6 protein-coding genes are annotated in these 7,952 nt (G+C 70.2%); 5 read left to right on the forward strand and 1 reads right to left on the reverse strand.

What is annotated here, in order from left to right:
* Positions 1–156 precede the first annotated feature (156 nt).
* From STRIP9103_RS11215 to STRIP9103_RS11225, 3 genes are all read left to right on the forward strand, one after another.
* Positions 157–2,424, forward strand: a complete 2,268-nt coding sequence (locus STRIP9103_RS11215) for a heavy metal translocating P-type ATPase (RefSeq protein WP_009308225.1) — start codon at positions 157–159, stop codon at positions 2,422–2,424.
* Between the two features lie 333 nt (positions 2,425–2,757).
* Positions 2,758–3,126, forward strand: coding sequence for a BlaI/MecI/CopY family transcriptional regulator (locus STRIP9103_RS11220; protein ID WP_009308218.1), 369 nt, complete (start codon positions 2,758–2,760; stop codon positions 3,124–3,126).
* Entirely contained in the window at positions 3,123–4,034 is a 912-nt protein-coding gene (locus STRIP9103_RS11225; RefSeq protein WP_009308221.1) for a M56 family metallopeptidase, read from the forward strand. Before STRIP9103_RS11220 ends, STRIP9103_RS11225 begins: the two co-directional genes overlap by 4 nt.
* Before the next feature lie 325 nt (positions 4,035–4,359).
* Here the strand turns inward: STRIP9103_RS11225 and STRIP9103_RS11230 are convergent, their stop codons facing one another.
* Positions 4,360–5,973, reverse strand: a complete 1,614-nt coding sequence (locus STRIP9103_RS11230) for a multicopper oxidase family protein (RefSeq protein WP_009308227.1) — start codon at positions 5,971–5,973, stop codon at positions 4,360–4,362.
* A gap of 385 nt (positions 5,974–6,358) precedes the next feature.
* On the opposite strand from STRIP9103_RS11230, the gene STRIP9103_RS52750 reads away from it, so the two are divergent.
* Both STRIP9103_RS52750 and STRIP9103_RS11240 read left to right on the forward strand, forming a co-directional pair.
* Complete coding sequence (locus tag STRIP9103_RS52750; RefSeq protein ID WP_258539683.1) at positions 6,359–6,481, forward strand: hypothetical protein; 123 nt, start codon at positions 6,359–6,361, stop codon at positions 6,479–6,481.
* A 489-nt stretch (positions 6,482–6,970) separates the two neighbouring features.
* Positions 6,971–7,909: a DUF5134 domain-containing protein gene (locus STRIP9103_RS11240; protein ID WP_052315562.1), complete on the forward strand. Its 939-nt coding sequence runs from the start codon at positions 6,971–6,973 to the stop codon at positions 7,907–7,909.
* Positions 7,910–7,952: the final 43 nt, after the last annotated feature.

Below are 7,952 nucleotides of genomic sequence, written 5' to 3' on the forward strand. Positions count from 1 at the left end.
GCCCGCGTCCGCGCGGCGGTGGACGAGGCCGGCTACGAACTCGCCGGCCGGGCCGAGACCAGCGCCGCCCACCACTGAGCCGAGGCGCACAGGGCCGTTCCCCAGGGACGGCCCCGGCGCGCTCCTCTGACGCCCCACCCCAGCCCAGGAGTAGTGATGACCACCGCCACAGGCGACAGCACCGAAGTCGAACTGGCCATCGGCGGAATGACCTGCGCCTCGTGCGCGGCCCGCATCGAGAAGAAGCTCAACCGCATGGACGGCGTCGAGGCCACGGTCAATTACGCCACGGAGAAAGCCAAGGTCACCGTCACCGGTGAGGTGTCCGTGACCGACCTGATCGAGACAGTCGAGAAGACTGGCTACACCGCCGCCGTGCCCGCACCCCCGGTCATCGAGACTCCCGCGGCCGATGGTGGGCCATCCGCCGCCGAGGCGGACGAACTCGCACCGCTGCGACAGCGTCTGATCACCGCCGTGGTGCTGGCTGTCCCGGTGATCGCCATGGCCATGATCCCGGCGCTGCAGTTCACCAACTGGCAGTGGCTGTCCTTGACCCTGGCCGGCCCGGTGGTGGTGTACGCGGCCTGGCCGTTCCACAAGGCCGCCTGGACCAACCTGCGCCACGGCGCGGCCACCATGGACACGCTGATATCGCTGGGCACCGGCGCCGCGTTCCTCTGGTCGCTGTGGGCACTGTTCTTCGGTCACGCCGGGATGCCCGGCATGACCCACCCGTTCGAGCTGACCATCTCCCGCACCGACGGCGCGAGCAACATCTACTTGGAGGTCGCCGCCGGCGTCACCGCCGCGATCCTTGCCGGGCGGTACTTCGAGGCCCGCTCCAAGCGCCGGGCGGGGGCCGCGCTACGGGCCCTGATGGAATTGGGCGCCAAGGACGTGACGGTGCTCCGCGACGGCCGCGAGGTCCGCGTCCCGATCGGTGAGTTGAAGGTCGACGATCGATTCGTGGTCCGGCCCGGCGAGAAAATCGCCACCGACGGCGTCATCGAGGAGGGCAGCTCGGCGGTGGACGCCTCCATGGTCACCGGTGAGTCCGTGCCCGTGGAGGTCGCGGCCGGGGACCCGGTCACGGGTGCCACCGTCAACGCCGGCGGGCGGTTCGTCGTACGCGCCACCCGGATCGGTGCCGACACCCAACTCGCACGCATGGCCAGGCTCGTCGAGGAAGCACAGAACGGCAAGGCCGCTGCCCAGCGGCTGGCGGACCGTATCTCCGGAATCTTCGTGCCGATCGTCATCCTGCTCGCCGTGGCCACGCTGGGCTTCTGGATCGCCAACGGCGACAGCTGGACGGCCGGCTTCACCGCGGCGGTCGCCGTGCTGATCATCGCCTGCCCGTGCGCCCTCGGCCTGGCCACTCCGACCGCCCTGCTCGTCGGTACCGGGCGCGGCGCCCAGCTGGGTATCCTCATCAAGGGCCCCGAGGTCCTGGAGTCCACCCGCAGGGTCGACACGATCGTGCTGGACAAGACCGGCACCGTCACCACCGGCAAGATGACCCTGTTGGACGTTCACGTCGCCGAGGGCCAGGACAAGGACGAGGTGCTGCGACTGGCCGGAGCCCTGGAGCACGCCTCCGAGCACCCCATCGCCCAGGCCGTCGCCGCGGGCGCAGCCGAGCGCGTGGGCAACCTGCCCGCGCCGGAGGACTTCGCGAACGTACCCGGGCTGGGCGTCCAAGGTGTCGTGGACGGGCACGCCGTGCTCGTCGGCCGCGAGAAGCTGCTTTCCGAGTGGGCGCTGCGGCTGCCGCAGGACCTGGTTGCGGCGAAGGCGGAGTCGGAGGGCAAGGGACGTACGGCGATCGCGGTGGCCTGGGACGGCGAGGCCCGTGCGGTTCTGGAGGTCGCCGACGCCATCAAACCGACCAGCGCCGAGGCGATACGGCGGCTGCGCGACCTCGGACTGACTCCGGTGCTGCTCACCGGCGACAACGAGGCTGTGGCACGTTCGGTCGCCGCCGAGGTCGGCATCGACCCCGCACAGGTGATCGCCGAGGTCATGCCCGAGGACAAGGTCGATGTCGTCAGGAGGCTCCAGAGCGAGGGCCGCATCGTGGCGATGGTCGGCGACGGCGTCAACGACGCCGCCGCCCTCGCCCAGGCCGACCTCGGCCTGGCCATGGGCACCGGTACCGACGCGGCCATCGAGGCCGGCGACCTCACCCTCGTACGCGGCGATCTGCGAGTGGCGGCCGACGCCATCCGCCTCTCTCGTCGCACGCTGGGCACGATCAAGGGCAACCTGTTCTGGGCCTTCGGTTACAACATCGCCGCCCTGCCGCTTGCCGCCGCCGGGATGCTCAACCCGATGATCGCCGGAGCCGCCATGGCCTTCTCATCGGTCTTCGTCGTCGGCAACAGCCTGCGCCTGCGCCGCTTCCGCGCCACGGCGTCCTGAGCCACTCCCTCCCAGAGGCACCTCCGCCCCGGCACCGCTCCTCGGTTCCGGGGCGGACGCTTTCCCGGCGAGTGCCGAGGCAAGCCGGCCCGTCTGGTTCGCGCCCAACGGGGCTGCCGGCCCCGCGGCACTGTGCGCGGCATCACCCGAGACGCAGAGCACTCGCTCGGCGAGCTGACCAACCGACAACTGCCCTTTGCAGGCCGGTGCTTGGCACCGCACGGTCGGCGGTTCCCCGCGCACACCCAGGGCCCACCAGCCGCGACAAGGCATCGAGCCACCGAAGAAGCGTTCTACTATGAGGCTGCGTAGTGCATCGGAAGGGGAATGGCCATGCGGCGGCTGGGGGACCTCGAGGCGGAGATCATGGACCGCCTGTGGCGATGGAAGCGTCCGGCGACGGTCCGGGAAGTCGTCGACGACATCAACAAGGAACGGCCGCTCGCGTACACCACGGTGATGACCGTGGCCAACATCCTCTACAACAAGGGCTGGCTGCTACGTGGCAAGCAAGGCCGCGCCTGGGTGTACTCGCCCGTGCGCAGCCGTGAGGAGTACGCGGCCGCACTGATGGAGGACGGGCTCGGCACGAGCGAGGACCGCCCCGTCGCCCTCACTCACTTCGTGCAGCAGCTGGGTGCGGACGAGCTCAGCGCCCTGCGCAAGGCGCTGCGCGCTGCCGGGCGCCAGGACCGTTCGTGAACGCCGCTCCCGGGCTGCTCGGCTACGCGGCAGCGGTCGGTTTCGTCGCCCCCGGGCTGCTGCTGCGCAGCGCCTGGCCCCATCGCGCGCCTGGGCCGGCGGTGGCCGTCTGGCACGGGCTGTCCGTGTCGTTCACCGTGGCGGTGGCCCTGGCCGCCTACCACCTCGCCGCTCCCACCGAGCATCTGCACGCCGGACTCACCGGGCTGCTGCATTTCTGCGGCCTGACCACGGCCATCACGGCCCCCGATCCCACGACCGCCGACCGCCTCGTGACGGCTCTGCCGGTCGCGGTGGTAGCCCTCGTCCTCGGCTGCTTCGTCTACGAGGTGTTGCGTGGCCGACGCGCCCGCTCGCGCCATCGCGAGGTACTGGACCTGGTGGGCCGCCATGCGCCGCGGCTTTGTGCGACCATCCTCGAACACGACCTGCCCGCCGTCTACAGCCTTCCCGGCCGCAACCCACGCATCGTCGTGAGCGCGGGCGCCCTGCGGCTGCTGTCCGACGAGCAGCTCGATGCCGTGCTCGAGCACGAGCGCGCACACATCGCGGGCCGTCATCATCTGGCGCTGGCCGCGACGCAGGCATTCGCCCGGGTCTTCCGCCGGCTCCCGCTGGCGCGGCACGCCAAGGAGCAGACCGCCGTACTGCTGGAGATGATCGCCGACGACCGGGCGCTGCGCCGCCAGCCCCGTGAGGTACTGGCCACGGCGATGTACGAGATGGCCGCCGGCAAGGCCCCGGCAGGCGCGTTCGCAGTGGGCGGTCCGAGCGCGCTCATCCGGCTGCGTCGGGTACTCGCCCCGCAGCGGCGTCCGCATATCGCGGTGCGGGGCTCCGTGGCCGCCGCCGCGGCGGTGGTGCCGGTGATTCCCCTGCTGGTCGGCTGCCTACCCGGTATCGGCTGATCAGCAGCCCCTCGGAACTTGCTCGAAGCTCACGGCACTGCGCGGGGAACCGGCGCCTCTCCCCGCGCGGGTGAACAGAGGAGTGGTCCAGGACGGGGTCCCACTGCCGACCGAAGCCACCGAATCGTCCTCGGCTCGCCGTTCTGGCCGCCACGGCGGGAACCCCTCGACTCCATGCCGTACTTCGCCGCCACGCGCCCCTGACCCCACAGACAGCGTGCCTATTTCGACATGCCCTCTCGAGGGCGCTGCCAGGAAGGGGCGCGACGGAGGCGCCGGCCGACGCCAGGACACGGGCGCCCGCGGCGCCGGCCAGCTCTGCGGGTCAGGCCTCGTAGGCCACCAGCGCCATCATGCCGACCTCGCCGTGGTAGGCGTTGTGGCAGTGCAGCATCCACTGGCCGGGATTGTCGGCGTCGAACATGACGGACAGTTTCTTCTTCGGCAGCACGATCGAGGTGTCCTTGCGCGGGCCGGAGGAGCCGAGCTGGTAGGTGTGACCGTGCAGGTGCATCGGGTGCCACATCTCCGTCGTGTTGACGAAGTCCAGCCGTACCCGCTGTCCCTCCTCGACCATGAGGGGGCTCACGGTCGGGTCCTCCATGTCGTAGCGCTTGCCGTTGATGGCCCAGTCGTACTTGTCCATGCCACCGGTCAGCTCTACGCGGTGCACCCGGTCCACCTTCTTGGACGGCAGCCGAACGTCGTCCGCCGCGCTGAGCTGAGACGCGGTCAGGATCTTGCCCTCCAGTTCCTTCGGGCGGACCGTGGCCTTCGGCGCGCTGCCGGCGCCCGTGCGGATCAGGGCCATGCCGGTGGTCTCCTTGCCCTCGGCCAGCGCGACCAGAGGAAAGACCCCGTCGCCGAGGGTGACGAGGACGTCGTACCGCTCCCCCATGCCGATCAGCAGGGCGTCGACCTGCTGGTGCTCGACCGGGAAGCCGTCGGTGTGGGTGATGGTCAGCTTGTGGCCGCCGAGCGCCACCCGGTACGCCGTGTCGCCGCCCGCGTTGATGATCCGCAGTCGTACGCGCTTGCCGGGCTTGCCGTTGTAGACGGCCGGCTCGGCGGGGACGCGTCCGTTGATCAGGTGGTACGGGTACTTGACGTCACCGGCGTCGCCGCCGAGCAGGTCACTCTCGGCACCCATGAGCATGAACTCCATGGACATCCCGCCGGACGAGGGCGGGTCGGAAGGGGACGCTGAGTCCTCACCCATGTCCATGCCCTCCATGTCGCCCATGTCATGTCCCCCGTGCCCGCCGCCGGAGCCGGAGTCGTCGCCCATGTCCATGCCGCCCATACCCTTCCGCAGCTCGGCCAGGACCTCGTCCGGCGTGCCGGTGACGCCGTCGACCCAGTCGTCCAGGACGACGACCCACTCGTCGTCGTACGACAGCGGCTCCTTGGGGTCCTCCACGATCAGCGGTGCGTACAGGCCCCGGTCGAGCTGGACGCCGACGTGCGGGTGGAAGAAGTAGGTGCCGGGGGCGTCGGTGAGGAAGCGGTAGGTGAAGTTGCTGCCCGCCCGGACGGCGTTCTGGGTGACCGGGGGCACACCGTCCATGTCACTGCGCAGGGCCAGGCCGTGCCAGTGGATGGACGTGGTGGTCTTGTTCGGCAGCTGGTTGGAGAGTTCGGCGGCCAGTGTGTCGCCGACTGCCAGCCGGATCTCCTTGCCGGGGGTCTGGCCGCTGAAGGCCCAGCTCTTCGCCATGACGCCGCCGCCCAGGTCGAGCATGGCGGGCGCGGCGGTCAGGGTCACCTTGCGCACTTTGCCGGTGCTCGGGCGCTTCTTTTCAGCGGCGGCGATCGCCGAGCCCGAGGGGCTCACGAGAGCCGGGGTACTGCCGGAGTTGTTGGTGCAGGCGGCGAGCGCGCCCGCGCCCGCGGCGCCGAGGCCGGCCAGCAGCACGGAGCGGCGGTTGATGCTGTTCATCCTGGGTTGTCCTCGATCTCTGTCTACGCATGGCGGATGACGTACTCGGACGCCTCCTCGGTGCGATAAACCCGCGAGGAGGCGGTTGGGCACGGCCTAAATGCGCAGCTGAGAGAGAAGGGAAAGGTCCGGGGGCGCTCGGCCCACCGACCCGGCGGCCTTCGAACCACCAGTGACCGTTTCATACGGAGCAAGGCCCCGCGGCACCCACGACGCCGTCGGTGCCGGGAGATTCACGGTCTCGAAGCTCGCAGTCGAGCAGTGCTGCATGACCATGCCGGAGCAGGCCGGGCCGTTTGTGTCGGCCGTGGTCGGTGCGGCGGACGGCGGCTCCGCCGCCTGGGCAGCACCACTTCCATGCCCATGCGCGTGCGCCGGTCTGCCCATGTCCTCTGTACTCCTGCCCTGGCCGATCGAACTGTCGGCTACGGCCATGCCCGGCATCCCGGACATCACATGCGTGGCGGACGATGGCGAAGCCATGGCTGCGGCAGCCGTCTCGTGGTGAACCAGGACGGCGAACGCGGCGACGAGCGCGACGACGGCAACACGCGTCCAGCGGACGACGCCACCCGAGGCGCCGGTCCGCGAGGCGAACGCTCCGCGTACCGTCATCGCTTTCCTTACGAGCTCCGCGTGAGAGGACCGACGCCAATATACCCCACGGGGGTAATACCTCTCGGGTCTACGAACATACATAGTATTCACCGGAGGGGTCTGCCGCAGCCGACTTCAAGGGCACGGGGAGCCGAGCGAGGGAGCCCTGGACCGCCGTCGAGCAGGGCGCCGAACGGAGCGTTGCCGAGCCCCGACCCGTCTACGTGTGCCCGACGACATCTTCACCCTCCGCCCGGCACCAGACAGCGGGACAGCAACGTACCCACGCCCACCGGTTCCCGTACCGATCCTTCATCGGAATCACCCTCGACCCCTGAACGCCCGGCCGCACCACTGCGTACTAAGGACATCAGTAGTGGAGCCGATTCGGAGGGCAGCAATGGGAAGTCCGGCCCTGACCTGGTCGCTCGTGACGGTCTCCGTACTCGTCGCCATGGTGAGCCTGGCCCGGCTGGCGGCGGCCGACGGCAGAGAGGCCCGCTTCGCCGCTTGCGGCGACCTGATCATGGCCGGCGGCATGGCCGCCATGTTCCTGCCTGCCACTGCCGCCACATTCGGGGACCACAGCGTCTTGTGGATCGCGGTATTCGCCGTCGTCGGCCTGGGCGGAACAGCGCTGTCCGTACGCCACACGCTCCGGCTCGGCTGGCGACACGGCCGCCACTGGGTGCACCACATCATCGGCAGTGCCGCCATGGTGCTCATGACGCTCGCCATGCCCGGCACGAACTCGGGGCCCGTCCTCGCACTGGGCATGTCCGGGCACGGGCACGGTCATGGGCACGGAGGGGCGACGAACACGGGAGACGCTTCCGAGGCGACGGACACAGCCGGGATGGCAGGAATGGATCACTCAGGCGGGATGGGTCACTCCATGGAGACCGCCCCGACGGAGATGACCGGGCACGGCATGGCCTCCGCCGGCACTCAGGCCGCCTCCTCCGGCTCCTCCACCATGTGGCGGCTGGTCCTGGCCGGACTCGCGTTGTATTTTCTGCTCTCCATCGTCGCGTCCGTGTGGACGCGGTTACGGGTCGCCGGCCGAACCACCGGGGCGGCAACGGGTCGCCGCGGTGGCCGCAGCCGCTGGGTTCACCACCTCCTGGCCCTGCCGGACGCGGTGGTCGTGTTCTTGGCGTCCCTGGCCATCTCCGTGTGGGACAGGGCCCGGCCGACGGGCGACAGGCGCCGCCCGCATGCGGCTGCTCAAAACCGGCGTCGTCGCCGCGCACCGGGTACCTCACCAGCCGCGGCCTTGACCGCACACATCGGCATGGGGGCCACGATGTCCGCGATGCTGCTCATGATGGTCGCCTGAACGAGGCGCCTGGCCGCCCGTGAGTCGGGACGCCTGCGTCCAC

Source organism: Streptomyces ipomoeae 91-03 (assembly GCF_000317595.1).
Lineage (GTDB): Bacteria > Actinomycetota > Actinomycetes > Streptomycetales > Streptomycetaceae > Streptomyces > Streptomyces ipomoeae.